Annotated in this window: 26 protein-coding genes; 17 read left to right on the top strand and 9 right to left on the bottom strand. The window is 63.9% G+C overall.

The features are described 5' to 3' along the window. Positions 1-153: 153 nt before the first annotated feature. Genes hpf through OOT33_RS09135 form a run of 6 tightly spaced genes read right to left on the bottom strand, consistent with a single transcriptional unit; the run spans position 154 to position 4,432 of the window. Positions 154-747 carry a ribosome hibernation-promoting factor, HPF/YfiA family gene (gene hpf / locus OOT33_RS09110; protein WP_307749711.1) on the bottom strand — a complete coding sequence of 198 codons (594 nt, stop codon included), beginning with the start codon at positions 745-747 and terminating at the stop codon, positions 154-156. 56 nt (positions 748-803) lie between these two features. Further along, positions 804-1,520: a DNA polymerase III subunit epsilon gene (dnaQ, locus tag OOT33_RS09115; protein WP_307749712.1), complete on the bottom strand. Its 717-nt coding sequence runs from the start codon at positions 1,518-1,520 to the stop codon at positions 804-806. A gap of 28 nt (positions 1,521-1,548) precedes the next feature. Further along, a complete protein-coding gene (coaE, locus tag OOT33_RS09120) occupies positions 1,549-2,145 on the bottom strand; it encodes a dephospho-CoA kinase (RefSeq protein ID WP_307749713.1) in 597 nt (198 codons plus the stop codon). Positions 2,146-2,148: 3 nt separating this feature from the next. Further along, on the bottom strand, positions 2,149-2,976 hold the full coding sequence (gene aroE / locus OOT33_RS09125; protein WP_307749714.1) for a shikimate dehydrogenase: 828 nt from the start codon (positions 2,974-2,976) through the stop codon (positions 2,149-2,151). After that, the gene (locus OOT33_RS09130) at positions 2,973-3,578 is read right to left on the bottom strand and encodes a Maf family protein (RefSeq protein WP_307749715.1); all 606 of its coding nucleotides are present in this window, start codon (positions 3,576-3,578) and stop codon (positions 2,973-2,975) included. The genes aroE and OOT33_RS09130 overlap by 4 nt, the downstream gene beginning before the upstream one ends. Continuing rightward, entirely contained in the window at positions 3,575-4,432 is an 858-nt protein-coding gene (locus OOT33_RS09135; RefSeq protein ID WP_307749716.1) for a pyruvate, phosphate dikinase/phosphoenolpyruvate synthase regulator, read from the bottom strand. Before OOT33_RS09135 ends, OOT33_RS09130 begins: the two co-directional genes overlap by 4 nt. 288 nt (positions 4,433-4,720) lie before the next feature. Between OOT33_RS09135 and hemE the strand changes: the two genes are divergently transcribed. The 12 genes from hemE to OOT33_RS09195 all read left to right on the top strand — a co-directional run bounded on the left by hemE (position 4,721) and on the right by OOT33_RS09195 (position 16,422). Then, entirely contained in the window at positions 4,721-5,770 is a 1,050-nt protein-coding gene (gene hemE, locus OOT33_RS09140) for a uroporphyrinogen decarboxylase (RefSeq protein ID WP_307749717.1), read from the top strand. Then, the gene (locus OOT33_RS09145; RefSeq protein ID WP_307749718.1) at positions 5,767-6,210 is read left to right on the top strand and encodes a CopD family protein; all 444 of its coding nucleotides are present in this window, start codon (positions 5,767-5,769) and stop codon (positions 6,208-6,210) included. Before hemE ends, OOT33_RS09145 begins: the two co-directional genes overlap by 4 nt. A gap of 148 nt (positions 6,211-6,358) precedes the next feature. Then, a complete protein-coding gene (gene rho / locus OOT33_RS09150; RefSeq protein ID WP_307749719.1) occupies positions 6,359-7,615 on the top strand; it encodes a transcription termination factor Rho in 1,257 nt (418 codons plus the stop codon). A 23-nt stretch (positions 7,616-7,638) separates the two neighbouring features. Then, positions 7,639-8,358 (top strand): YjbE family putative metal transport protein, encoded by a 720-nt coding sequence (locus OOT33_RS09155; protein WP_307749720.1) that lies wholly within the window; start codon positions 7,639-7,641, stop codon positions 8,356-8,358. A gap of 51 nt (positions 8,359-8,409) precedes the next feature. After that, positions 8,410-8,676: a DUF6489 family protein gene (locus tag OOT33_RS09160; RefSeq protein ID WP_307749721.1), complete on the top strand. Its 267-nt coding sequence runs from the start codon at positions 8,410-8,412 to the stop codon at positions 8,674-8,676. A gap of 66 nt (positions 8,677-8,742) precedes the next feature. Continuing rightward, positions 8,743-10,056: a tRNA uridine-5-carboxymethylaminomethyl(34) synthesis GTPase MnmE gene (gene mnmE, locus OOT33_RS09165; protein ID WP_307749722.1), complete on the top strand. Its 1,314-nt coding sequence runs from the start codon at positions 8,743-8,745 to the stop codon at positions 10,054-10,056. A 66-nt stretch (positions 10,057-10,122) separates the two neighbouring features. After that, entirely contained in the window at positions 10,123-11,967 is a 1,845-nt protein-coding gene (gene mnmG / locus OOT33_RS09170; protein ID WP_307749723.1) for a tRNA uridine-5-carboxymethylaminomethyl(34) synthesis enzyme MnmG, read from the top strand. Beyond that, the gene (rsmG, locus tag OOT33_RS09175) at positions 11,964-12,632 is read left to right on the top strand and encodes a 16S rRNA (guanine(527)-N(7))-methyltransferase RsmG (RefSeq protein ID WP_307749725.1); all 669 of its coding nucleotides are present in this window, start codon (positions 11,964-11,966) and stop codon (positions 12,630-12,632) included. Before mnmG ends, rsmG begins: the two co-directional genes overlap by 4 nt. Continuing rightward, positions 12,629-13,420 (top strand): AAA family ATPase, encoded by a 792-nt coding sequence (locus OOT33_RS09180; RefSeq protein WP_307749726.1) that lies wholly within the window; start codon positions 12,629-12,631, stop codon positions 13,418-13,420. The genes rsmG and OOT33_RS09180 overlap by 4 nt, the downstream gene beginning before the upstream one ends. Next, complete coding sequence (locus tag OOT33_RS09185; protein ID WP_373690539.1) at positions 13,417-14,406, top strand: ParB/RepB/Spo0J family partition protein; 990 nt, start codon at positions 13,417-13,419, stop codon at positions 14,404-14,406. The genes OOT33_RS09180 and OOT33_RS09185 overlap by 4 nt, the downstream gene beginning before the upstream one ends. 69 nt (positions 14,407-14,475) lie before the next feature. Further along, positions 14,476-15,057: a nitroreductase family protein gene (locus OOT33_RS09190; RefSeq protein ID WP_373690540.1), complete on the top strand. Its 582-nt coding sequence runs from the start codon at positions 14,476-14,478 to the stop codon at positions 15,055-15,057. 72 nt (positions 15,058-15,129) lie between these two features. Then, the gene (locus OOT33_RS09195) at positions 15,130-16,422 is read left to right on the top strand and encodes a cation:dicarboxylate symporter family transporter (protein WP_307749727.1); all 1,293 of its coding nucleotides are present in this window, start codon (positions 15,130-15,132) and stop codon (positions 16,420-16,422) included. Here the strand turns inward: OOT33_RS09195 and OOT33_RS09200 are convergent, their stop codons facing one another. Beyond that, on the bottom strand, positions 16,423-16,893 hold the full coding sequence (locus tag OOT33_RS09200) for an Atu1372/SO_1960 family protein (RefSeq protein WP_307749728.1): 471 nt from the start codon (positions 16,891-16,893) through the stop codon (positions 16,423-16,425). A 30-nt stretch (positions 16,894-16,923) separates the two neighbouring features. Then, on the bottom strand, positions 16,924-17,394 hold the full coding sequence (locus OOT33_RS09205; RefSeq protein WP_307749729.1) for an RNA pyrophosphohydrolase: 471 nt from the start codon (positions 17,392-17,394) through the stop codon (positions 16,924-16,926). Between the two features lie 152 nt (positions 17,395-17,546). Here OOT33_RS09205 and OOT33_RS09210 point away from each other — a divergent pair, with 152 nt between their 5' ends. Next, the gene (locus OOT33_RS09210; RefSeq protein ID WP_307749730.1) at positions 17,547-18,557 is read left to right on the top strand and encodes a 50S ribosomal protein L11 methyltransferase; all 1,011 of its coding nucleotides are present in this window, start codon (positions 17,547-17,549) and stop codon (positions 18,555-18,557) included. An 11-nt stretch (positions 18,558-18,568) separates the two neighbouring features. Beyond that, complete coding sequence (gene recF, locus OOT33_RS09215; protein WP_307749731.1) at positions 18,569-19,636, top strand: DNA replication/repair protein RecF; 1,068 nt, start codon at positions 18,569-18,571, stop codon at positions 19,634-19,636. Here recF and OOT33_RS09220 read toward each other — a convergent pair. Continuing rightward, entirely contained in the window at positions 19,623-19,904 is a 282-nt protein-coding gene (locus OOT33_RS09220) for a DUF3297 family protein (protein ID WP_307749732.1), read from the bottom strand. The genes recF and OOT33_RS09220 overlap by 14 nt on opposite strands. A gap of 79 nt (positions 19,905-19,983) precedes the next feature. On the opposite strand from OOT33_RS09220, the gene OOT33_RS09225 reads away from it, so the two are divergent. The 3 genes from OOT33_RS09225 (at position 19,984) to OOT33_RS09235 (ending at position 24,140) form a co-directional block, all read left to right on the top strand. Next, on the top strand, positions 19,984-20,784 hold the full coding sequence (locus tag OOT33_RS09225) for an NTP transferase domain-containing protein (protein ID WP_307749733.1): 801 nt from the start codon (positions 19,984-19,986) through the stop codon (positions 20,782-20,784). Continuing rightward, complete coding sequence (locus OOT33_RS09230; protein ID WP_307749734.1) at positions 20,781-21,704, top strand: EamA family transporter; 924 nt, start codon at positions 20,781-20,783, stop codon at positions 21,702-21,704. The genes OOT33_RS09225 and OOT33_RS09230 overlap by 4 nt, the downstream gene beginning before the upstream one ends. An 84-nt stretch (positions 21,705-21,788) precedes the next feature. Continuing rightward, on the top strand, positions 21,789-24,140 hold the full coding sequence (locus OOT33_RS09235; RefSeq protein ID WP_307749735.1) for a DNA translocase FtsK 4TM domain-containing protein: 2,352 nt from the start codon (positions 21,789-21,791) through the stop codon (positions 24,138-24,140). Position 24,141: the final 1 nt, after the last annotated feature.

The raw sequence follows: 24,141 nt of genomic DNA on the forward strand, positions 1-24,141 counted from the left end.
TGCTCTAACGCGCGGCAGATTTCCCCTGCCGGCGGCATCTCGCTGCCCCGAGCGAATGCCGCGCTCATTCCCAAAGCCAGCGGCCATAGGCGCACTGGTGCGCCGCGTCAACCGCGCGGCCCGACCCTTAGCATGATGCAGGTTAACATCGCGTCAAGCACGTGGTTCTACCCAGCCGATGGAGCCATCGTGCCTGCGGTAGACCATATTATAGGCGGTGGTGCCCGCGTTGATGAACAACAGCGCGTTCGTATTGCGCAGATCCAGCATCATCACCGCATCGGACACAGTGGCTTCGGGGATGTCCACCCGGGTTTCGGCGATGATCAGCGGCGCATCAACCGGCTCCTCCTCCTCAGGCGGGGCGGCAAACACCGTGTAGGCGGCGTTATCGAAGCCATCCAGGCCGTTCTCGGGGTTGCGCGCGGCTTCGGCGGCGGCGGCCTGTGCGTGCCGGTCCTTGAGGCGGCGCATATAGCGGCGCAGCTGCTTTTCGATCCTGTCCGCAGCCTGATCGAAGCACACATGGGCATCCTGCGCCTCGCCCGCGCCCTTCAGGATCAGGCCCGCCATCACATGACAGACGATATCACAATGGAACGCGCCGTGCGGCGCGCGTCGGAAGGTGACCTGCGAGGATAGTGCGCGGGAGAAATATTTGTCCGCGATCGCCGAAAGCCGGGTTTCGACGTGCTCCTGAAGCGCCTCGCCAGTATCGACCTGATGACCCGAAATCCGAATATCCATGATGCAGTCTCCTTTGCTCTTGCAGGGGCAGTCGCCCGTCCCTGATGACAACCCTTTCAGGCTGTTTTCTCTCCTTGCAGATGCCAGATCGGGTCTGTCAGCCCCGCCACGAAGGCGGCGTGACGTTCCTTCTCCTCATCCGTGGGATAGAATAGTCGCGGTGCGCGCATAACTCTTTGCGGCGCATCAAATCCGCCGGGTATCTGGGCGCTGTCGCGCGCAACGATCGGGCTGTCCTCTTCGGCCAGGCCAAGGCCGATCTGCCTGCCCCCGGTCAGCTCGATATAGACTTGCGCGAGCAGCTCAGCATCGAGCAGCGCGCCATGCTTGACGCGATGGCTGCGGTCGATGCCATAGCGGGTGCAGAGCGCATCGAGGCTGTGTTTGGCGCCGGGATGGGCGGCCCGCGCCATCGCGACAGTGTCGATCATGCGGTCGAGCGAGATGTCCCGCTTGCCGCACAGTTTCAGCTCGTGATTGAGGAAACCGAAGTCGAAGCGGGCATTGTGGGCAACCAGCATGGAATCACCAAGAAATTCCAGCAGGGCGTCAACCTCCGCGCCGAAAATCGGCTTGTCGGCCAGAAACGCGTCAGACAGCCCGTGCACCGCCTGAGCCGAGGCCGGCATCGCGCGCTTGGGATTAAAATAGCGGTGGAAAGTCGCGCCGGTGGGAACCCGGTTCACCAGTTCGATGCAGCCGATTTCCACCATCCTGTCCCCGGTAAGGGGATCGAACCCGGTCGTTTCCGTGTCGAAGATGATCTCGCGCATCAGACTCTGTGACTCTACTTCCCTGTCACTATCTGCCTGCTTGCGCGAGAAGGCAAGCCATCAAAGCACGGACCTGGCCACGGGTGCGATGATAGGTGGTGCCCGTGTGGATGACATGATCGGCGCGGCGGCGTTTGAGGGCATCGGGCATCTGCAGACGCAGGATCGCGCGAAATTTGCGCTCGCTCATGCCGGGGCGGGCGAGCACCCGCTTGCGCTGCTTCCAGGCCGGAGCCGTGACGACGATGACGCCGTCCACGCGCTTTTCCCCATGGGTTTCGAACAACAACGGAATATCGAGGATGACAAGCGGGCGAGAGACATGGTGGCGCAGGAATGTCTGTCGCGCCGCGAACACGAGCGGATGCACGATTGCCTCCAGCGCCTTGCGTTCGTGCGGATGCGCAAGGATGATAGCGGCCATCTTCGCGCGATCCAGCCCCTGCGGGCCGGTGGTGCCGGGGAAGCGCTCCTCGATGGCAGCCAGCGCTTTTCCGCCCGGCCCCTGCAGCCGGTGCACTTCGGCATCGGCATCGAACAACGGCACGCCGAGCTTGCGGATCATGCCAGCCACCGCACTCTTCCCCATGCCGATCGAGCCGGTGAGCGCATAGACGCACGCCATTGCTCAGCCCTCCGCGGTCAGCAGAGCGCGCAACTCTGCGTCATGCTCGCGCGCGGGCTGCGCATCGAAGAATATGTCGAAAGCCAGCGCCGCCTGCCCGATCAGCATCTCAAGGCCGTCAATCGCGGCAAGACCCCGCTCTCGCGCTTGTACGAGCAGCGGTGTGTCCAGCGGGGCATACACTATATCATAAACTACAGAATGCGAGGGGAGGGGCGCGAGATCGACGTCAAGCGGCGGTTGTCCCGCCATACCGAGCGGGCTGGAGTTGACCACCAGATCAGCCGCAGGCAACGGCGCGTCCAGGGAAATGACAGTTCCCGCCAGCCCAGCCCGATCCAGCAGTGCCTGCCCTTTGGCGGTATCACGCGCCATGACGGTGAGTTCTCTCACGCCAATTTGACCCAGCGCATAAAGAATTGCCCGCGCCGCGCCGCCCGCGCCGATGATACATACGCTCCGGCCCTTGAACCCACTGCTCAACAGTGGGCCAAGGAAACCGCCCGCGTCCGTATTGGTGCCGATAAGCGGCCCGCCGGTCTCGCACGCAATAGTGTTCATCGCGCCGATCAGATCGCCGACCCTGCCTGGGTCACTGACATACTCCATCACCGCTACCTTGTGCGGGATCGTGACGTTGCAGCCGAGCCAGTCCGGATCCGCCCGGCGTTTCAGGAAATAGGCCGCGAGTTCCGCCGGTTTGACATGGGTTTTCCGATATTCCGCCTCAATCCCCAGCTTGTTGAGCCAGAAATTGTGGATGAGCGGCGATTTGCTGTGGGCGATGGGATCGCCGATTACCTCGGCATAGGGCAGGGCGGTGTCGGTCATCGCGCCACAACGCCGCGAACGCGCAGAAAGTCAAGCATCGGCAAAAGGGGTAAGCCCTGGATCGCGAAATGCGTGCCCTTTATCGCGCTGAACAGCTGTGCGCCCGGTCCCTCAATACGATAGCAGCCGACGCACCAGCGGCATTGCTCCCAATCCTGGTCCAGATAGGCGGCGATGTAGGAGTCGCTTAACGGGCGCACCGTCAGGCTCGCGGTTTCGATAGCCCGCCACACCGGCACACCGTTTTCGCACACCACCGCCGCACTGTGGAGCTTGTGCGTCGTGCCGGACAGGCGGCGGAGAATGGCGGCGGCATCGTCCCTGTCCACCGCCTTGTCGAGCATGGCGCCGTCTTCCAGCTCCAGCGTCTGGTCACAGCCCAGCACCAGGGCGCCCGGCATACGGATCGAAAGCTTCAGCGCCTTGGCCTCGGCCAACGCATCGGCAAGTTGCCGTGCGCCGTGTCCTTCGGCCCGCAACGCTTCCTTCAGCGCTTCTTCATCCACAGCCGGGGAAACAGCATGATGCGGCACCTGCGCGGCAGTGAGCATCGCGCGGCGGCTCGCGCTCTGCGAGGCCAGAATCAGCTCAGGCGCGGTCATGATCGCAGTGCCTGCGCCTGTCCATGCTCCTGCTCCTGCTCCCGCGCCATCAGCCTGTCGTTGAACAGGTTGATGATCGCCGCGGCCGCTTCCTCGATCGAGCGGCGCGTCACATCAATGTGTGGCCAGTCATTGTCCGCGATCAGGCGGCGGGCAAAGGCCATCTCCTCCTGCACCTTGTCGATATCGACATAGGCGGTCTCCGGCGACTGGTTCAGCGAAAGCAGCCGGTTGCGCCGGATCTGGACCAGGCGCTCCGGGTTGATCGTCAGGCCCACCACCATCGGATGCTGCAGCTTGTATAGCGCGTCGGGCGGCGGTGACTCGGGCACCAGCGGCACGTTGGCAGTCTTGTATCCCCGGTTGGCGAGGTAGATCGAAGTCGGCGTCTTGGACGTGCGCGATACGCCCACGAGGACAATATCGGCATCCTCCCAATTCTCCGGGCCTACACCGTCGTCATGAGCGATCGTATATTGAATGGCGCCGATGCGCGCGAAATAGGCCTCGTCAAGCACATGCTTGCGGCCCGGACGAGTGCGCGTTTCCTGCCCCAAAATGTTGGACATCGCGTCGGTTGCGCTATCGAGCGGGGCGACATAGGGCAGGCCAAGCGCGCGGCACTTGTGCTCCAGCTTGCGGCGCAACTCCGGGTTGGCGAGCGTGAACAGCACCAGACCCGGATTGCTGGATATTTCACCCAATATACGTTGCAGATGTTCCTCAGACCGCACCATCGGCCAGAAATGGCGGATCGCTTCCACATCCTCGAACTGGCCGATCACCGCCTTGGCGATGCTTTCCAGCGTTTCGCCGGTGGAATCCGACAGCAGATGCAGGTGAATGCGGCTCATGCGCGCAACATTGTTGGGGAGCTGTGGATAAATCAAGGGATAGAAATGCGGATGGTTGCTAAGCCACGATTTTTCCGCCTTCTTCCTGTGCTTATCCACAGGCTGTCCAGCGGGCGAGATTTGATCCACAGGGGGTGGATAGCGGGGATCGTCAATAATTTGTTAACGATTCCAGTGCCGATTTTTCTTCCGCCTGTTGGCAAAATTGGGGATGGCGCATAAACCCCGGCTTCAACCGACCAACTCTCAACAACAATTAGAATCTATATTAATAGGATATTAGGACTCATGAACGCGGTGCCCTTGAAACCTCTGCTTGCCGTACTCAAGGGTGAACGGTGCAAGCATCCTCCGCGCTGGATGATGCGTCAGGCTGGGCGCTATTTGCCCGAGTATCGCGCGTTGCGGGCCGAAAAGGGCGGATTCCTCGAGCTGGTCTATGATAGCCCCGCTGCGGCAGAGATCACGCTTCAGCCTTTGCGACGGTTCGGAACCGGGCCGGAGGGCCTTCAGGCCGCAATTCTGTTTTCGGACATCCTGATCGTGCCCTATGCGATGGGGCAGAAGCTATGGTTCGAGGCGGGCGAGGGGCCACGGTTGGCGCCCACGCTGCACGAGAGCAGCCTTGACGCCTTGACGTCAGATTTCAGTCGCTATGAGGCGATATATGAGACGGTGCGGCTGGTGAAGGCGCAGCTCGCGCCGGAGACGACCTTTCTGGGCTTCGCAGGCAGTCCCTGGACGATCGCAACCTATATGGTGGCGGGGCAGGGCAGCAAGGATCAGGGCGCGGCGCGGCGTATGGCCTATGCCGAACCGGAACGCTTTGCCGCCATCATTGACGCTATCGTTGCTGCGACCGTTCCTTATCTCATCGGCCAGATCGACGCCGGGGTGGATGCGGTGCAACTGTTTGACAGCTGGGCCGGAAGCCTTTCGCCGCAGCAGTTCGCGCAATGGGTTATCGCGCCCAATCGCGCGATCGTGGAACAGGTGCGCGCGGCCCGCCAGGGCGTGCCGATCATCGGCTTTCCCAAGGGCGCGGGCGCCAAGCTGGTCGATTATGCGCGGGAAACCGGCGTGGACGCTCTCGGACTGGACGAGACCATTGATCCCGCTTGGGCCGATTCAGCGCTTCCGCAAGCTTTGCCGGTACAGGGCAACCTTGATCCGCTGGTGCTGATCGCTGGAGGCAAGGCGCTCGACGCGGCGATCGACGCCATACTTGCGGCTTTTCCCACCCGCCCCCATATCTTCAACCTGGGGCACGGGATCACGCCCGAGACCCCGATAGCGCATGTGGAACAGATGCTGAAGCGGCTGGGGCAAGCAGGATGACGGGATTTCTGGGCAATGCCTATCTCTGGGTGAAGGCGGGGCACATCATCTTCGTCATCTTCCTGATGGCCGGGCTGTTCATGATGCCGCGTTTCTTTGTCTATCATCAGGAATGCACGCCCGGATCTGACGAGGATCGCAAATGGATCGAGCGTGAGGACAGGCTGCGCCGCATCATCCTCAATCCTGCGATCATAATCGTATGGATTTTCGGTCTCCTGCTGATGTTCGATATCGGCGCATGGGTAAATGGCTGGTTCCAGCTCAAATTGCTGATCGTTCTGGCGCTTTCCGGCTATCACGGCTGGATCGTCGGCTATGCGAAAAAGCTGAAGCGCGGTGAGCGGCCGCTCACCGGCAAGCAGCTGCGCATGCTGAATGAAGTACCCGGCCTGGCCGCAGTGCTCGCGGTCATACTCGCTGTCGTCAAACCCTTCTGACCAGCCTATTTCGCTTGAGATCGCTTGACTTGGCCTTTGCCCGGTCCTAACCCCGCGAAAAGGCATTGTGCGGTTCGTCCCCTGCCTTCCTCCTCACGGCCGGAAAACCGGCACTTCTCATAGACATCTCCCCTGTTCGGACACACCGATGCACCTGAAAGAACTCAAGAAAACCCCACCCGCGGATCTCGTCACCATGGCCGAAGAGCTCGGGGTCGAGGGTGCCTCCACTCTGCGCAAGCAGGATCTGCTGTTCGCCATCCTCAAGGCCGAGGCAGAAAATGGCGAGCAGATCATGGGTGTCGGCACGATCGAGGTGCTGCCGGACGGGTTCGGTTTTCTGCGCAGCCCAGAGGCGAACTATCTGGCCGGGCCGGACGATATTTATGTTTCGCCCAATCAGGTGCGCAAACATGGTCTGCGTACCGGCGATACGGTGGAAGGCGAAATCCGCGCGCCCAAGGATGGCGAGCGCTATTTCGCGCTGACACGGCTGATCTCCGTCAACTTCGACGACCCTGATGTGGTGCGTCACCGGGTCAACTTCGATAACCTCACACCGCTGTACCCTACCGAGAAGCTGCGGCTCGATACGCTTGATCCGACGGTCAAGGACAAGTCAGCCCGGGTCATCGACATCATCTCGCCCCAGGGCAAGGGCCAGCGCGCACTGATCGTCGCGCCGCCGCGCACGGGTAAGACCGTGCTGCTTCAGAACATTGCCAAGGCGATCACCGACAATCACCCGGAAGTGTTCCTGATCGTACTGCTGATCGACGAGCGGCCGGAGGAAGTCACCGACATGCAGCGCAGCGTGAAGGGTGAGGTCGTTTCCTCCACCTTTGACGAACCCGCCGCGCGCCACGTACAAGTTGCTGAAATGGTTATAGAAAAGGCGAAGCGCCTCGTCGAGCACAAGAAGGATGTCGTCATCCTGCTCGACTCGATCACCCGCTTGGGCCGCGCTTACAACACGGTCGTGCCCAGCTCCGGCAAGGTGCTGACCGGCGGTGTCGATGCCAATGCGCTCCAGCGGCCAAAGCGCTTCTTCGGCGCCGCGCGCAACATCGAGGAAGGCGGTTCGCTCTCCATCATCGCCACCGCGCTGATCGACACCGGCAGCCGCATGGACGAGGTGATCTTTGAGGAGTTCAAGGGCACCGGCAACAGCGAAATCGTGCTCGACCGCAAGGTGGCCGACAAGCGCATTTTCCCGGCGCTGGATGTGGGCAAGAGCGGCACCCGCAAGGAGGAACTGCTGGTCGAGAAGGGCATCCTCAGCAAGATGTGGGTGCTGCGCCGCATCCTCATGCAGATGGGCACGATCGACGCGATGGAATTCCTGCTCGACAAGATGAAGGATTCCAAAACCAATGAAGACTTTTTCGACTCCATGAACCAGTAAGCCGGAAAGAGCGTTACCCTGACATGATCGAAATTCTCTCCGCTGCAGCTGCCGCTGCGCCGTCTCTTGGTTCGCCCGCGGAGATATGGGCGCATATCGTCAGCGACTTTTCCAATATCGGCTCACCTGCCGCGCTCGCCGCCTTTGCGCAGGTGCTGATGATCGATTTGGTGCTGGCGGGGGACAACGCGATCGTCGTCGGCGCTTTGGCGGCAGGCCTTCCGGCCGAACAGCGCAAGCGCGTGATCCTGATAGGCATTATCGCGGCGCTGGTGCTGCGCATCGGATTTGCCTTGATAGTCAGCCAGTTGTTGCAGATTGTCGGCCTCATCCTCGCTGGTGGCTTGCTGCTGCTGTGGGTAAGCTGGAAGATGTGGCGCGAGCTCCGCCACACGGGCGAAAGCGCGGGGTCGCCGGAAATGATGGGCGACGAGCATAGCGGGCTGCGGCCCGCCAAGAGCTTTGCCGGCGCCGCATGGGCGGTGGCGGTGGCGGATGTATCGATGAGTCTCGACAATGTGCTGGCGGTGGCCGGCGCGGCCAAGGATCATCCGGGCATCCTCATCATCGGCCTTATTCTGTCGGTCGCGCTGATGGGCGTGGCAGCGAATGTAATTGCGAAATATATCGAGCGCTATCGCTGGATCGCCTATCTCGGCCTCATCGTCATCCTCTATGTTGCAGTAAAGATGGTGTATGAGGGCTTTGTCGATCACAATGTCGGCCTCTTGACCTTGTTCTAGCGCGGAGCCACTTTGCGGTGGCTCTTCGCTTCTATACCAGGAACCCCGCCGATGAAGTTCACCGTCAACTGTGATTGCACCCCCGAGGAAGCACGCAGCTTTCTGGGCCTGCCGGATCTCTCGCCTGTGCACGAAAAATATGTGGAAACCATGTTGTCCGCCATGGACGGCGCGGGCAGCATCGAACAGATGGGCAAGATGCTGGGTGCCTTCGCGCCGATGGGGGACGCGAGCATGAAGCTGTTTTCCCAGATGATGGACATTGGGCTGGCAAGCGGCGGCCTTGGCAGCAGCAAGGGCGGTTCGTCCAAAGGCTGAACCTATTTCCACGGTGGTTTCCTTGGTGCGAGATCGTCTGAACGTGTCAAGGCGACCGGGGGCGGCATGACAGACACCATCTATGCGCTTTCGAGCGGGCGACCGCCTGCGGGGATAGCCGTTATCCGGCTGTCGGGGCCACATGCGCGGGATGTGACCGGCTGCTTCGTTGCCAGAGCCGATGCGCTTCGTCCGCGCACCGCGCACCTGCGCGCCCTGCATGATCCCGAAACAGGCGCGCTGCTGGATGAGGTATTGGTTATGCTGTTCCCCGCGCCGGGCAGCGTCACTGGCGAGGGCATGGCCGAGTGGCATTGCCACGGCGGGCAGGCGGTGGTGCGCGCGGTGCTGGGTGCGCTCGCGCGTCTGGCGGAGGCACAGCCCGCACTTCGCCTGCGGGAGGCCACTGTTGGAGAATTCACGCGCCGCGCATTCGAGAACGGGCGCATCGACCTCAACGAGGCGGAAGGGCTGGCCGACCTGCTCGCCGCAGAAACCGAGAGCCAGCGCCGCGCGGCACTGTTGATGGCGGACGGTCATTTCTCGCGTCGGCTCGATCAATGGCGGGCGCAATTGCTCAACTGCGCCGCGCTCGCCGAGTCGCTGCTCGATTTTTCGGACGAGGACGACGTGCCCGGCGCCGGGGCGGAAACAGTGTTGAGCGAGAGCATTGCCGCGCTGGCGGTGGAGATGGATCGTCAACTCGCCGTGGCTCCTGCGGAGCGATTGCGCGACGGCGTGCGCGTTGTTCTTGCCGGGCCGCCCAATTCCGGCAAGTCCACGCTGTTGAACGCGCTGTTGGGGCGGGAGGCGGCGATCGTGTCCGACATCGCCGGGACGACGCGCGACCGGATCGAGGCGCCAGTGGAGCTGGGTGGCATCGCGTTTGTCCTCACCGATACCGCAGGCTTGGCGGAGCAGACGGATGATGCGATCGAAGCAATAGGCATTGATCGTGCGCGACAAGCTATTGATTTGGCAGACATAGTGCTGTGGCTCGGGGAGCCATCGGATAGCCTGCGGGCAGACGCGCTCCGCCTGGCGACGCAGATGGATCGGCCCGGCTGGGCGATGCCGAGGGGGTGTGAACTGTCAGTGTCAGCACACACCGGTGAGAACATGGACCGCCTGGTTGCCACCCTCATCGATCGCGCTCGGCTATTGCTGCCTGCGGAGGGCGAGGTGGCGCTACACAGGAGGCAGCGCGAGGGCGTAGCGGATATGCGTGATGCGTTGCGCGCTTGTGAAGGTGAGGGTGATCTTCTGGTGGTTGCCGAGCATCTGCGCACAGCCCGTCTGGCAATGGATCGTCTGAGCGGCAGGGCCGGGGTGGAGGACATGCTCGATGCGCTGTTCGGCCGCTTCTGCATCGGCAAATGATGTTCCACGTGAAACAGTCATCGCGCACCCTTTGACCGCGCATCTGCGCTCGCTTATAGCCGCGCCATGGATTTCGATGTCATTATTGTAGGCGGTGGCCACGCGGGCACAGAGGCGGCTGCGGCTGCGGCGCGGCGTGGCGCGCGGACCGCTCTGATCACGTTCGATGAGACCCAAATAGGCGCAATGTCCTGCAACCCGGCCATCGGCGGGCTGGGTAAAGGCCATCTCGTGCGAGAGGTCGACGCGCTTGATGGTATAATCGCCCGCGCGTCCGATGATGCCGCGATTCACCACCGCATGCTCAACCAGAGTAAGGGAAGGGCGGTGCAGGGGCCTCGCGTCCAGGCCGATCGCGCGCTGTTTCGCGCCTCGGTGCAAAGGCAGATTGCGGCGCAGGCGGGTCTCACCGTCATTGCGTCTGAGGTCGCCGACCTGCTGGTTGAGCAGGGAAAGTTGTCTGGCGCAACTTTGGCAGACGGCAGCCTCATCCGCGCGCGCGCTGTGGTGCTGGCAACCGGGACGTTTCTCGGCGGGAAGCTGTTTCGCGGCGAAGAGAGTTTTGTCGGGGGGCGGGTCGAGGAGCGCGCGGCGACTCAGCTCGGTCTGCGGTTGCGCGCCCTGGGTCTTCCGCTGGGGCGCCTCAAGACCGGGACGCCGCCTCGGCTGGATGGCCGTACCATCGACTGGTCAGTGCTGCAGGCGCAACCGTCCGACAACGACGGGTGGACTATGAGCGCGCTGACACCCGTCCGCCGCAATCCACAACTTGCCTGTGCCATCACGCGGACCAATGCCCGAACGCATGACGTCATTCGGGCAGGTCTTGATCGCTCACCCTTGTTCAGTGGCGCAATCGAGGGGCGTGGTCCACGCTACTGCCCGTCCATCGAAGATAAGATCCATCGCTTCGGAGACCGCGACGGGCACCAGATTTTCCTGGAGCCGGAGGGTCTTTCCACCCACTTGGTCTATCCCAACGGGATCAGCACATCGCTGCCCGTGGACGTTCAGCTTGATATGGTGCGATCCATGCAGGGGCTCGAGCGGGTGGAGATGACCGTGCCGGGCTATGCGGTCGAATATGACTATGTTGATCCGCGTGCGCTCAACCGCGAGCTGGGTCTTGCTGCGCTACCCGGATTGTTCTGCGCTGGTCAGATCAACGGCACGACCGGCTATGAGGAGGCGGCAGCGCAGGGACTGGTGGCAGGCGCAAACGCGGCGGCGTTCGCATTGGGGCTGGAGCCGCTCCTGTTGGATCGGGCCGAGAGCTACATCGGTGTGATGATAGACGACCTCATCCTGCATGGGGTGACCGAGCCCTATCGGATGCTGACGGCGCGTGCGGAATATCGCTTGCGGCTGCGTGCCGACAATGCTTCTTCGCGGTTGACGGGGCACGGCGTAAAGCTGGGCCTCGTGGCAGACGCACGCCGACGTTGGTTCGAACGACGGGAAGAGACACGTGCCGCGATCTTAGCTGAAATGGAAGCCGTTCACAGCTCGGCACAGATCGGCAAAGCCGGAGGCGACGTGCGTCAGGATGGCGCGCGCCGGTCGCTCTACGAATGGGCGCGCTTCCCGGAACTGGCCGAGGTTGTTGCCTCTCTGTCGCCGTTGCTGGCCGATGCGGATGAAGAGCTGCGCGCCGAGATTCTCGAGGACGCGCGTTATGCACCCTATCTGCAACGGCAGGACGCCGACATTGCAGAGCTGCGCAAACACGAGGCGATCCGCATCCCCGAGCAGTTCGACTATGAAGGGGTAGGGGGATTGTCGCTGGAGATGCGCGAGCGCCTGGCGGCAGCTCAACCGGAAACCCTGGCTGCAGCGGGCCGTGTGGGCGGCATCACGCCGGCAGCGCTGGCGGCGATCATGGTGCATCTCAAGGCCAGGCGCGCTGCATGAGCGAGGACGAGGCGAAAGTCTGGCTCCAGACCCAGTTCGATGTTTCACGTGAAACAAAAGCCAGGCTGGAAGGCTATGTCAGCCTGCTGCTGGATGAAGGAGAGCGCCAGAACCTGATCGCAGAATCGACGCGCGCGCATGTTTGGGCGCGCCATATCGTCGATAGCGCCCAGCTTTTGCTGCATGCGCCCCAAGCGCAACCGGAAGCAAAGTGGATCGACCTCGGGTCTGGCGCAGGCCTGCCGGGCATCGTCATCGCTATCCTCTCGGGCTATCAGGTGACAATGATTGAGATGCGGCGCAAACGTGCGGAGTTTCTGGAAGCGGTGGTTGCAGCGCTCAATCTGGCGAACGCGCGCATATTCTGCGGCAAGACCGAGCGAGCGGAAACCCCTGTTCCGGCCACGGTCATCAGCGCGCGGGCCTATGCCCCGATGGAGCGGCTGATCCCGTCTGCGCTGCATCTCGCGAACTTTTCCACAACTTGGTTGCTGCCGAAGGGGCAAAACCATCAGAATGAGTTGGCCATCGCACAGAGGCTATGGCATTGTGAGGCGAGCGCAGAGCCGAGCGTTACCGCGCGGGACAGCGCGATACTCAGGCTCCGCCACGTGCAAATGCAGCGCCGTGGCGCAAAAACCGGAAAGGCAGGCGGCAGAGCATGATCCGTATCGCAATCGCCAACCAGAAGGGCGGGGTCGGCAAGACGACGACCGCAATCAATCTGGCGACCGCTCTTGCCGCCACCGGGCTGCGCACGCTGCTGATCGACCTTGATCCGCAGGGCAATGCGTCGACCGGCCTTGGTATCAGCCACTCCTCGCGCGAATATTCCAGCTATGACCTGCTCATGGGCGAGGCAAGTCTGGCCGAGGCAGTGTTGCACAGCCGCGTGCCCAAGCTGGATATCATCACGGCGACGCAGGATCTTTCCGGGGCCGAAATCGAATTGATTGACGTGGCCGAGCGCACGCATCGGCTCAAGAACGCCTTGGACTCCGCCGCAGCGCAGTGGGACATCTGCTTGATTGATTGCCCCCCCTCGCTCGGTCTGCTCACCGTGAATGCGCTGGTCGCCGCGCAATCGCTGCTGGTGCCGCTGCAGTGCGAGTTTTTCGCGCTGGAAGGCCTGTCGCAGCTGCTCACCACGGTGGAGCGTATTCGCGGCCGCTTCAACCCCGATCTCTCGATCATGGGTGTGGCGCTCACCATGTATGACCGGCGCAACCGCCTGACCGATCAGGTGGCGGACGATGTGCGTGCCTGCCTTGGCACGTTGGTGTTCGACACCGTGATCCCACGCAACGTCCGGCTTTCCGAAGCGCCGAGCCATGGGCTGCCCGCGCTGATCTATGACCATCGCTGTTCAGGGTCAGAGGCCTATATGCAGCTTGCACGAGAGTTGATCGGGCGTCTGCCGCAGCCCGAGCCCCGGCCGGAGATGGCGGCATGAGCGGAGAAGGAGGGGCGAGCCTGATGGCGGATAACGGTGCTGGCGGTGAGAAGGCGAAGGCTTTGAGCCGCCCGCGTGGGTTGGGGCGCGGACTTTCGGCCTTGCTGGGCGAGGCGCATGGGGAGGAGCCGGCAAACGCCGCGCGCGCGGAGGGCGGCGGTGCCGCTCCGGCGGGTCGTGTCGTTCATCATCTTGATATTTCAGCCATTTCTCCACACCCTGATCAGCCGCGCCGCAGTTTTGACGAAGCTGCCCTGCAGGAGTTGACGGACAGCATCGCCCAGCGCGGCGTGATCCAGCCCATCCTCGTCCGGGAAATGGAACCGGGGCGTTACCAGCTGGTGGCAGGGGAACGGCGCTGGCGCGCGGCGCAGCGGGCGCGTCTCCACCAGATCCCGGCGATCATCCGCCCGCTTTCGGATGCGGAGACGCTGGAAATAGCGCTGATCGAGAACATCCAGCGGCAGGATCTCAATCCGGTCGAGGAAGCGGAGGCATGTTCGCGGCTGATCGCGCAATTCGGGCATAGCCAGGAAGCCTTGGGCAAGCTGGTGGGCAAATCTCGCAGTCATGTCGCGAACCTGATGCGTCTGCTCGACCTTCCGGCCTCTGTGCTGGAAGCTGTGCGGGGCGGCCAGCTGGGCATGGGCCATGCCCGCGCGTTGATCGGCGTTGAGGGCGCGGCGCAGCTCGCACGCCAGATCATCGAGCGCGGGCTTTCGGTGCGGCAGGTGGAAAAGCTGGCGCAGCAAGCCAAGGGCCGGGAGGCAAAAGGCGAGGCCGCACCGAAAAAGCTTCGCGCTGGTGCGGAGAACGGTGCGCGCGATGCGGATATCGTTGCGCTGGAGCAGCATCTGGCTGACCTGATCGGCGTGAAGGTGTCGATCGATCATGCGGTGGGTGGAGGCGGCGCGCTGACGCTGCGCTATTCGACGCTCGATCAGCTCGATATGCTGTGCCAGCGTCTTTCCGGCGACGCGATTTGATACCGTGATTGCTGCCGCGATGCTCGCGCGTCGCGCCTCATGTCATCATACCCCAACCGAGGAAAGCCATTGACCCAACGCGAAGCCGCTTACCCTGTTCTTCCCATGTTTCTCGATCGCTGGTCCCCCCGGGCGTTTGCACGCAAGCCCATTGGTGAGGAAACGCTCAAGACAGTGGTAGAGGCGGCGCGCTGGGCGCCTTCGAGCATGAACTACCAGCCGTGGCGCTTCGTCTATGCCCTCAATGGCGACGCACACTGGGAGGCCTTTCTGGCCGCGCTGGTGCCCGGCAATCAGCTCTGGGCCGCGAACGCCTCCGCGTTGATTTTCGTAGTTTCCGATACAATTTTAGAGGCCTACGGAAAGCGTGGTCCCTCCCATAGTCACAGCTTTGACTCAGGCGCCGCGTGGATGGCCATGGCCTTGCAGGCACACAGCATGGGCCTCATCACCCATGGCATGACGGGGGTCGATTTCGATGCTGCGGCCAAGGCCGTCAATCTACCCGAAGATTTTCGTGTGGAAGCCGCGATCGCGCTGGGCTATCAAGGCGATGCAACGGATCTCCCGGAGCCGCTCCGCGCCCGCGAAGTGCCGAGCGACCGTCGCCCTATCAGCAAAACCTTGTTTGCGGGGGCTTTTCCGGGCTGAGTGAGATTGTTTAGCCCTCACTAAAATAATACTTCTTTATCGCACACTAGGTATTTCAGGGAGCCGGGGAAGATGGCCGACAGCGAAAACCCCGAGAGAGCCGAGAACAGGCTACAATATTGGATGTTCGCCGGTTTTGCAGGCGGTCTCGTCGCTGGCCTGGTGGCCTACAGCTTGGCGGACGGGGCGCCATGGATCAGCTGGACAGCCGCGAACATCACCGGTCCCATCGGCCAGATCTTCCTGCGGCTGCTCTTCATGCTGGTCATTCCCCTGCTGGTCTCGGCGCTGATCGTGGGCGTGGCAGAGATGCAGCAGATGCGTGCGCTGCGGTCTGTCGGCGTGCGCACGCTGGTCTACACGGTCTTCGTCTCGGCCATCTCGGTTGCGATCAGCCTTGCCGTCGTCAACCTGTTGCAACCTGGCGCGGGCGTCGACCCGCAAACCGCGCAGGCGCTCCTCGCCACATCGGGTGACAATGCCCGATCCATCGTTGAGCATGCGGGAGAAGCCAAGACCGGCGTCCAGGCGCTGGTCGAGATCGTCCCCAGCAACTTCATCCACGCGATGAGCGAGAACGATATCCTTGCCGTGATGTTCTTCGCGCTGATGTTCGGAATCGGCTTCCTCGTCACCGATCCCGAGCGCACCGCAGTGTTGAAGTCGGGCATAGAGGGCCTGTTCGAGATCGCGATGCGGCTGATCGGCATTGTGATCCGCATGGCGCCGCTCGCCATCTTCTGTTTCATGTTCAACCTCGCCGCCTTGTTCGGGTGGGATCTGATCGTGCGGCTCTCCGCCTATGTCGGCGTGGTGTTGTTGGCGCTCTCGCTACAAATGTTCGGGGTGTTTCCGGCGTTACTGGCGCTGCTCGGGCGCAAGAGTCCGCTTGCCTTCTTTCGTGAGACGCAGGAGGCAAGCGTGATGGCGTTCGCAACCGCCTCCTCCAACGCCACTTTGCCCACCTCGCTCCGGGTGGCGGACGAAAAGCTTAAACTACCCCGCCCGATCGCGCGCTTCGTGCTGACGATCGGCGCCACCGCCAATCAGAACGGCACGGCGATGTTCGAAGGCGTTACGGTCATCTTCCTCGCGCAGTTTTTCAGTGTCGATCTGACCCTCGGCCAGCAGCTGACCGTGATGCTGATCTGCATCTTGGGCGGGATCGGCACGGCAGGTGTTCCCGCAGGATCCTTGCCGGTGATCGCGCTGATCTTGGGGACGATCGGCGTGCCGCCCGAAGGCATCGGGCTGGTGCTGGGCGTGGATCGGCTGCTCGACATGTGCCGCACGACCCTGAACGTCGTGGGCGATCTCGTCGCCGCGCAGGTGATCAGCGCACGCAGTGGGGTGACCGACGGCTGATCAGGCCACTTCGAACATCGCCTCGACTTCGACCGCGCAATCGAACGGCAGCACCGCGACGCCGACGGTGGACCGCGCGTGGCGGCCGGCCTCGCCGAAGACTTCGACCATCAGGTCCGACGCGCCGTTCATGATCGCGGGCAACGGCGCATAATCGGGCGCGGCATTGATGAAGCCGCCGAGGCGCACGCAGCGCGTGACCTTGTCCAGATCACCCACAATTGCCTTGAGCTGCGCGATGACATTAAGGCCGCAGAGCCGCGCCGCCTCCTTGCCCGCTTCATCGGAAACATTGGCGCCCAGCTTGCCCTTGTGGCGGCCCGCCAGAGTCCCATCCGCGCCAAAGCAGACCTGGCCCGCGATCACGACGAGATTGCCGCTCCGCACCGCAGGCACATAATTGGCGGCGGGGGCGGGAGCGGGGGGCAGCGTGATACCCAGCTCGGTCAGACGATCGTCGATCAGGCTCATGGAGACTTTCCTTGATGATGAGGTAAAAAATCAGATCAGGTGCGCGAACTCGGCCAGAATGTCGCGGTAGAGCTTCTTCTTGAACGGCACGATCAGCTCCGGCAGATCCTCGGGCTTCACCCAGTTCCAGTCACGAAACTCCTGATGCTTGGTCGCGATGTTCACGTCACCGTCCGTACCGTGAAAGCGCATCAGAAACCAGGTCTGGCGCTGGCCGCGATATTTGCCGCCCCAGATCTGGCCGATCAGCTCGTCGGGCAGGTCGTAATAATGGTCTTCCTTGCTCTGCGCGATGATGCTGACGAGATCGGGGACGATCCCGGTCTCTTCCGCCAGCTCTCGATAGGCGGTCGCTCGGGCGTCTTCGCCTTCGTCGATACCGCCCTGCGGCATCTGCCACGCCTCGACCTTGCTATCGAGCCGCTGGCCGACGAAAACCAGACCATCCATATTGACGACCATCATCCCCACACAGGGGCGATAGGGAAGACTGTGCGGCATAAATTTCTGTAACTCTTGCTATAAAAAGGCCCGGGGCTGTCGGGGTGCGATACAGTGGAAATATAGGAGATGCCTCGGCAAGCGTCCACCCGCCTTGTCGCGATTTCCCTAGGCAAAGAGTGTCGGCGAAAGCTTGACGGGCCGGATCAGGCGTGGAATGCGCTCAAGCCATGGCAGAGAGCTGGAAATTGACCCTCCCCTGCACCCGTGCGGAGGCAGAAGCCATCACGGATGATATGGGCGCGCTCGCGCTGCTGGATCCGCCGCCTGCACTGATGACGAGCGAAGCGGAAGAGGATGATCCGCTGAGCTGGCAGCTCCACGCCTATTTCGAGGGGAAACCCTCGCGCAAGACCATCGCGCTGGTGCAGGCGATGCTGCCAAGCGCCGCCAAGGCCAAGCCGCAGCTGGAAAAATTGCCGGACGAGGATTGGGTGTCCCTGAGCCAGGAGGGAATGGAGCCGGTGGTTTCCGGCCGCTTCCACGTGCGCAATCGCGCAGAGGACACGGTGCCGGATGGCTTGACGCCGCTGCTGATCCCGGCCGGGCGCGCCTTCGGCACCGGCCAGCATCAGACGACGAGCGGCTGCCTTGCGATGCTCGACCGCTGCCGCCGGATCGGCGAACGGTTCGGCACCATCGCCGATATCGGGACGGGCACAGGGCTTCTTGCCTTCGCCGCACTGCGCCTGTGGCCGCAGGCGATCGTCACCGCGTCCGACATCGACCCGGCGGCGGTCGAAGTCAGCGCCCATAATGCGGGGCGCAACGACGTGCGCCTCGGCCAGGGTCGGGGCGCGCTCGCGCTGTGCGTCGCGGCGGGGGCGGATCATCCGCTGATACAGGCACGGGCGCCCTATCAGCTGGTGATCGCCAATATCCTCGCCGGGCCGTTGATCGAGCTCGCGCCTTCACTGAGCGCCATCCTGGCGGACGGCGGCACGTTGATTCTCGCCGGGTTACTCGATGAGCAGGCAGACTCCGTCATCCGCGCCTATCGCGCCGAGGGATTGCGGCTGGTGGACCGGCTGGAGGCAGGCGACACGCAGGGTCGGCACTGGCCGACGTTGCGGCTGCGCAAGCGCCCGGCGATCGGCTGGAAGCGCCCGCGTCGCGCAGACCCAGGCGCCCGGGGCGAGGTGCCCGGCTTCGGCAGCTGGTAGCGCGGGCGAGGGTGCTCTCCCGCCTGACCCTGCGCGATTTCCGCAATCATGAAGACGCGCTGATCGTGCCCACCGCGCCGTTCGTGCTGCTCACGGGGGATAATGGCGCGGGCAAGACCAACATATTGGAGGCGGTGTCACTGCTGGTGCCGGGGCGCGGGCTGAGGGGGGCGCCGCTGTCCCGCATGGCGCGGCAGGGCGGGCCGGGCGGCTTTGGCGTAGCGGCGCAGGTCGATGGCGTGACGCTGGGCGCGGGTACATTTCCGCAAGCGCCGGACAGGCGACAGGTGCGCATCGGCGGCGCGGTTCAGCCCGCGTCCGCCCTTGCGGAATATCTCGCGGTCGTGTGGCTCACGCCCGCGATGGACCGGCTGTTCATGGACAGCGCAGGCGAGCGCCGCCGCTTTCTCGACCGGTTGACGCTGGCGCTCGATCCCGCCCATGCCGTTCACACCACCCGCTATGAGGCGGCAATGCGCGCTCGCAACAAGCTGCTGGCCGATCGGGGGCGAGGTTGGGACGAGCGATGGCTCGGCGCGCTGGAGGCGCAGATGGCCGAGCATGGCGCGGCGATGCAGGCCGCGAGGGCCGGGCTGGTGGCGCGCCTGCAAGACGCGCTGGCTGCGCGGCCTGACGGCGTTTTCGCGCGGCCGGAACTGGCGCTGTCCGGATGGGAGGGGGATGCGCGGCCGCTCGACGCCGTGCTGCGCGAGGGCCGCCGCCGAGACGCCGCCGCCGGGCGCACGCTCGCTGGCCCGCACCGGTCAGACCTCATCGTCACCCATGCGGAGAAGCATCAGGCCGCAGGTCTATGTTCCACCGGAGAGCAGAAGGCCTTGCTGTTGTCGATCATCCTCGGCCATGCCGCGCTGGTAGGGCACGAACAGGGGAGGCCGCCGGTGCTGCTGCTCGATGAAGTGGCGGCGCATCTAGACCCTGCCCGCCGTCTCGCCTTGTTCGTTCGGCTTGCGGATACCGGCAGCCAGATCTGGATGACCGGCACCGAATCTGCGCTGTTTGACGGGATCGGCGCGGCCAGCCGCCTGCATGTGGCAGACGGGCGGGTCAGCCCTGCTTGACGTCCTCGAACCAGGCCTCGACCGGGCCGGAAAGCTTGATCGTCAGCGGATTTCCGTGCCTGTCCCGCGCTTTTCCGGCGGCGACCCTGATCCACCCCTCCGAAATGCAATATTCCTCGACATCGGTGCGCACCCGGTCCTTGAAGCGGATGCCGATGCCGCGCTTCAGCACGTCCATATTGAAATAGGGGCTGCTGGCGTTGACGGCAAGTCGGTCGGGCGGCGTGTCGCCCTGCGGCGCGGTGGCGGGAATATCGGTCTCGGTCATGAAATCAGCGCCTAATATGCGCGCGCGGCTTTATCAACTCCCTATCGCGGGCTAAGGGGTGGCGGAGGAGTTCCGCTGCGTGACAATCGACACTATTACCGCCGTCGTGCTGGCAGGCAGCAGGCCGGGCGCAGACCCGCTTGCGCAGGCGGCGGGTGTGCCGCTGAAGGCGCTGGTGCCCATTGCCGGGCGGCCGATGATCGACCATGTCGCGCGCGTGCTGACGGGCCACCCGCGCATCGGGCGCGTGGTGCTGATGGCCCAGCAGCCCGAGGCGCTGGCCGCCACGGCGCAGACGCAATGGCTGTCTCAGCATCCGGATATCGTCTTTCATGCCAGCGGCGCGGGGATCAGCCAGTCGCTGCTCGATTGGGCGGAGGCAAGCCCGCAAGCCCTGCCCGCGCTGGTGACGACGGCGGACAATGTGCTGCTCGATAACCGCATGATCGACGCCTTTCTGGCGGGCGTGGGCGAGGCGGACATCGCCGCCGCAATGGTGGAGCGGGCCGTGCTGAGGGCGGCCTATCCGCACTCGCGGCGCACCTGGCTCAAATTTCGCGGTGGCGCATGGTCGGGCGCGAACCTGTTCTGGCTCGGCGGACCCAATGCCAAACGCGCGCTACAGAAATGGCGAGAGATCGAGCAGGACCGTAAAAAGGGCTGGAAGATCGTGCGCGCGTTCGGGCCGACGTTATTGCTCGGTGCGGCGTTGCGGCTGGTGTCGGTGCATCAGGCCATCGCGCGCGCGGGCAGGGCCTTGGGTGTCAACGCGCGCATCGTGCCGATGCCGATGGCGGAGGCCTGCATCGATGCCGACAAGCCTGAAGACGTCGTGCTGATAGAGCGCATCATAGCTCACCGGCCGGGAGTAGGCGCGTGAACCCGGCAGGAACCGGGGAGGCCTCCGCCATGCGCGGTGGATCGCGCGCGATCCTGCTCTGTGCGGCTGGCGTGGCGATGTTTTCCATGATGGACGTCTTGATGAAGGGCGCCTCACTTGCGGCAGGGGCCTACACCGCGCTGTTCTGGCGCAACATGCTGGCGACCCTGATGAGCGGAGCGGCGATGGCCAGAACGCCCTACCGCTGGCCGCCAGCCTCCGTGATGCGGCTCCATATCCTCAGGGCCATGTTGATCGCGCCGATGGCATGGCTGTTTTTCTGGAGCCTCACCAAGCTTCCGCTTGCGGAAGTAATCGGCCTTTCGTTCATCGCGCCGATCATCGCGTTGGCGCTTGCGCCGGTGCTGCTGGGTGAGAAGGTCCAGCCGAACGAGATTGGCGCTGCGCTGTTGGGCGTTGCGGGTGTGGCGATCATCCTCAGCGGCCGGTTCAGCGGCGCCTATTCGATCGACGCGCTGTGGGGGGCCGCCGCAGTGCTGGTTTCAGCCGCGCTCTTCGCTCTCAACCTGCTGGTGCAGCGGCGGCAGGCCCAGGTGGCGGGCGCGATCGAGGTGGCCTTTTTCCAGAATGTCTTCGTGCTGGCGCTGCTGCTGCCGTTCGCCCCCTGGATGATGGGCAGCGTCGGTTCGTTCAGCAGCTGGCTGGCGGTCGCCAGCGCCGCAGCTCTTACCGTTGGATCGCAGATCGCACTTTCGTCCGCTTATGCCCGCGCGCCGGCGAGCCGCCTGATCCCCCTAGAATACAGTGCATTCCTGTGGGCGTGCATCTGGGGCTGGCTGGTCTTTGCCGAGGTGCCTACGCTGACCGTGCTGGCGGGGGTGGTGCTGATCGTCGCCGCCTGCCTGCTCGCCGCGCGGCAAACGCCGGGCATCGCGCGCGTCGAGGCCGAATCGGCCTGAAAGCGCGCGTCGACTCTTGACGGGGACTCCCGTGCCGGGGCATTGTCCGCGCACGGAACAAATCGGGAAAAACGGGGACTGACCATGGCAAGCCGCGCACCGACGAAGGGCAATGCGGCCAAAGGCGGTGAAGATTGGCGCATGATGCTGAAGCGCAGCATGATGCGGGCGGCATTGCTCGTCGGGTCCATCCTGCTCGCGCTGTTCGGCCTGTTCGTCGCGCTCGCGCTGCTCGGCTATCACGAGAGCGATCCCTCGATGAACACCGCCGCTGGCGCCGCGGTGGAGAATGTCATGGGCCTGCCCGGCTCCTACGTCGCCGGTTTCCTGCTGTGGCTGGGCGGGCTGGGCGTGCTGTTGCTGCTGCCGCTGATCGCGTTGTTCGCGCGCAGGCTGTGGATCGCGGACGACATGCGCGGGTGGAGCACCCAGATCGGGCGCTGCCTTGGCGGCATATTGCTTGTCGGCATCGGGCTGGAGCTGCTGTCCCCGGGCGCGCCGGTCGGCCTGCCCGCCGGCCGGGGCGGTTTGCTGGCGCAGCTGTTCGCGCGGCAGGCGATGAACCTCACGGACCTGATCCCCAACGGATGGAGCCGCGCGGCTGACTGGGCGCTGCTGCTCGCCTGCATCATGGGCGGGCTTTTCCTGTGCGTGCGCTCGTGGAAGCTCGAGCGGCCGCTGTTTTCCCTGGTAACAATGCCGCTGCCCAGGTTGGGCTTTGCGCGATCCGCCGCCGCCGCCGCTCCGCCATGGGAAGACGAGGCGGAGGCACCCCGCGCCGCCCCTGCGGCCCCGCGCGCGCAGGTCTCGGCCGAGCCGAAGCCGCCGATCCGCATCCAGTCGCCCGAGCTGCCGCCGGCGCAGCGTCCCTCGGCCGCCGCCGCTCCCCGTCAGGACGATCTCTTCGGCGGCGCATCCGCCCGCCCCGCGATCCTGCCCTCGCCGGAGCTGCTGGCCGAAGCGCCGCCCAGCACCGGCGGCAAGATCGACAAGGCCGCGCTGGAGCGCAATGCGCGGTTGCTCGAAAGCGTGCTCGATGATTTCCATGTGAAGGGCAACGTCACCGAAGTGCGCCCCGGCCCGGTCGTCACCATGTATGAGCTGGAGCCCGCGCCCGGCATCAAGGCGAGCCGGGTGATCCAGCTGGCCGATGACATTGCGCGCAACATGTCCGCGCTGTCGGCCCGCGTCGCCACCATTCCCGGGCGCACGGTGATGGGGATCGAGCTGCCCAACGCCAAGCGCGAGGGCGTTTCGTTCCGCGAGCTGATCACCAGCGAGGCGTTCGCCAATCAGGGCGCGCAGCTTCCCATCATCCTCGGCAAGAACATCAGCGGCGAGCCGGTGGTGGCCGATCTCGCGCCGATGCCGCACCTGCTCATCGCGGGCACCACCGGGTCGGGCAAGTCGGTGGGCCTCAATGCGATGATCCTGTCCTTGCTCTATCGCATGACGCCCGATGAGCTGCGCCTGATCATGATCGATCCGAAGATGCTGGAACTCAGCATCTATGACGACATTCCGCATCTGCTCTCGCCGGTCGTCACAGAGCCGTCGAAAGCGATCCGCGCGCTCAAATGGGCGGTGGAGCAGATGGAAGACCGCTATCGCATGATGGCATCCATCTCTGTGCGCAATCTCGCGAACTACAACGAGAAAGTGCGCGCCGCCCGCGCCAAGGGCAAGCCGCTGGGCCGCAAGGTGCAGACTGGCTATGATCCCGAAACCCACCAGCCGATCTATGAGGAAGAGCAGCTCGATTACCAGATCCTGCCGCAGATCGTGGTGGTGGTCGACGAGCTGGCCGACCTGATGATGACGGCGGGCAAGGAGGTGGAATTCCTGATCCAGCGCCTGGCGCAAAAGGCGCGCGCGGCGGGCATCCACCTCATCCTCGCGACGCAGCGCCCGTCGGTCGATGTCATCACCGGCGTCATCAAGGCGAACCTGCCGACGCGCATCAGCTTTTTCGTCACCAGCAAGATCGACAGCCGCACGATCCTGGGCGAGCAGGGCGCGGAGCAGCTGCTCGGCAAGGGCGACATGCTCTATATGGCGGGCGGCAAGGGCCTCACCCGCGTCCACGGCCCGTTCGTGTCGGATGACGAGGTGCGCGCCGTGGCGGATCATTGGCGTGGGCAGGGCACACCCGATTATATATCAGCCGTTACAGAAGAACCGGAAGAAGGCAGCTTCGCGCTCGACGGCGTGGATCTGGGTGACGACAGCGCCGACGCCCAGCTCTATCGCAAGGCATGCCAGCTGGTGTTCGAGAATCAGAAGGCATCGACCAGCTGGCTCCAGCGGCAATTGCGCGTCGGGTATAACAGCGCGGCGCGGCTCATCGAGCGAATGGAAGACGAAGGGATGGTTGGCCCGCCGAACCACGTCGGGCGGCGCGAGGTGCTGCGCGACGAAATGGGCAATCCTTTGTAGC

The organism is Sphingobium sp. DEHP117, from assembly GCF_030867385.1.
Taxonomy (GTDB): domain Bacteria; phylum Pseudomonadota; class Alphaproteobacteria; order Sphingomonadales; family Sphingomonadaceae; genus Sphingobium.

What these genes read in the sequence shown, in the direction of transcription:
- hpf (WP_307749711.1), bottom strand. Translation starts at nt 747, where the DNA reads ATGGATATTCGGATTTCGGGTCATCAGGTCGATACTGGCGAGGCGCTT.
- dnaQ (WP_307749712.1), bottom strand. Translation starts at nt 1,520, where the DNA reads ATGCGCGAGATCATCTTCGACACGGAAACGACCGGGTTCGATCCCCTT.
- coaE (WP_307749713.1), bottom strand. Translation starts at nt 2,145, where the DNA reads ATGGCGTGCGTCTATGCGCTCACCGGCTCGATCGGCATGGGGAAGAGT.
- aroE (WP_307749714.1), bottom strand. Translation starts at nt 2,976, where the DNA reads ATGACCGACACCGCCCTGCCCTATGCCGAGGTAATCGGCGATCCCATC.
- OOT33_RS09130 (WP_307749715.1), bottom strand. Translation starts at nt 3,578, where the DNA reads ATGACCGCGCCTGAGCTGATTCTGGCCTCGCAGAGCGCGAGCCGCCGC.
- OOT33_RS09135 (WP_307749716.1), bottom strand. Translation starts at nt 4,432, where the DNA reads ATGAGCCGCATTCACCTGCATCTGCTGTCGGATTCCACCGGCGAAACG.
- hemE (WP_307749717.1), top strand. Translation starts at nt 4,721, where the DNA reads ATGAACGCGGTGCCCTTGAAACCTCTGCTTGCCGTACTCAAGGGTGAA.
- OOT33_RS09145 (WP_307749718.1), top strand. Translation starts at nt 5,767, where the DNA reads ATGACGGGATTTCTGGGCAATGCCTATCTCTGGGTGAAGGCGGGGCAC.
- rho (WP_307749719.1), top strand. Translation starts at nt 6,359, where the DNA reads ATGCACCTGAAAGAACTCAAGAAAACCCCACCCGCGGATCTCGTCACC.
- OOT33_RS09155 (WP_307749720.1), top strand. Translation starts at nt 7,639, where the DNA reads ATGATCGAAATTCTCTCCGCTGCAGCTGCCGCTGCGCCGTCTCTTGGT.
- OOT33_RS09160 (WP_307749721.1), top strand. Translation starts at nt 8,410, where the DNA reads ATGAAGTTCACCGTCAACTGTGATTGCACCCCCGAGGAAGCACGCAGC.
- mnmE (WP_307749722.1), top strand. Translation starts at nt 8,743, where the DNA reads ATGACAGACACCATCTATGCGCTTTCGAGCGGGCGACCGCCTGCGGGG.
- mnmG (WP_307749723.1), top strand. Translation starts at nt 10,123, where the DNA reads ATGGATTTCGATGTCATTATTGTAGGCGGTGGCCACGCGGGCACAGAG.
- rsmG (WP_307749725.1), top strand. Translation starts at nt 11,964, where the DNA reads ATGAGCGAGGACGAGGCGAAAGTCTGGCTCCAGACCCAGTTCGATGTT.
- OOT33_RS09180 (WP_307749726.1), top strand. Translation starts at nt 12,629, where the DNA reads ATGATCCGTATCGCAATCGCCAACCAGAAGGGCGGGGTCGGCAAGACG.
- OOT33_RS09185 (WP_373690539.1), top strand. Translation starts at nt 13,417, where the DNA reads ATGAGCGGAGAAGGAGGGGCGAGCCTGATGGCGGATAACGGTGCTGGC.
- OOT33_RS09195 (WP_307749727.1), top strand. Translation starts at nt 15,130, where the DNA reads ATGGCCGACAGCGAAAACCCCGAGAGAGCCGAGAACAGGCTACAATAT.
- OOT33_RS09200 (WP_307749728.1), bottom strand. Translation starts at nt 16,893, where the DNA reads ATGAGCCTGATCGACGATCGTCTGACCGAGCTGGGTATCACGCTGCCC.
- OOT33_RS09205 (WP_307749729.1), bottom strand. Translation starts at nt 17,394, where the DNA reads ATGCCGCACAGTCTTCCCTATCGCCCCTGTGTGGGGATGATGGTCGTC.
- OOT33_RS09220 (WP_307749732.1), bottom strand. Translation starts at nt 19,904, where the DNA reads ATGACCGAGACCGATATTCCCGCCACCGCGCCGCAGGGCGACACGCCG.
- OOT33_RS09235 (WP_307749735.1), top strand. Translation starts at nt 21,789, where the DNA reads ATGGCAAGCCGCGCACCGACGAAGGGCAATGCGGCCAAAGGCGGTGAA.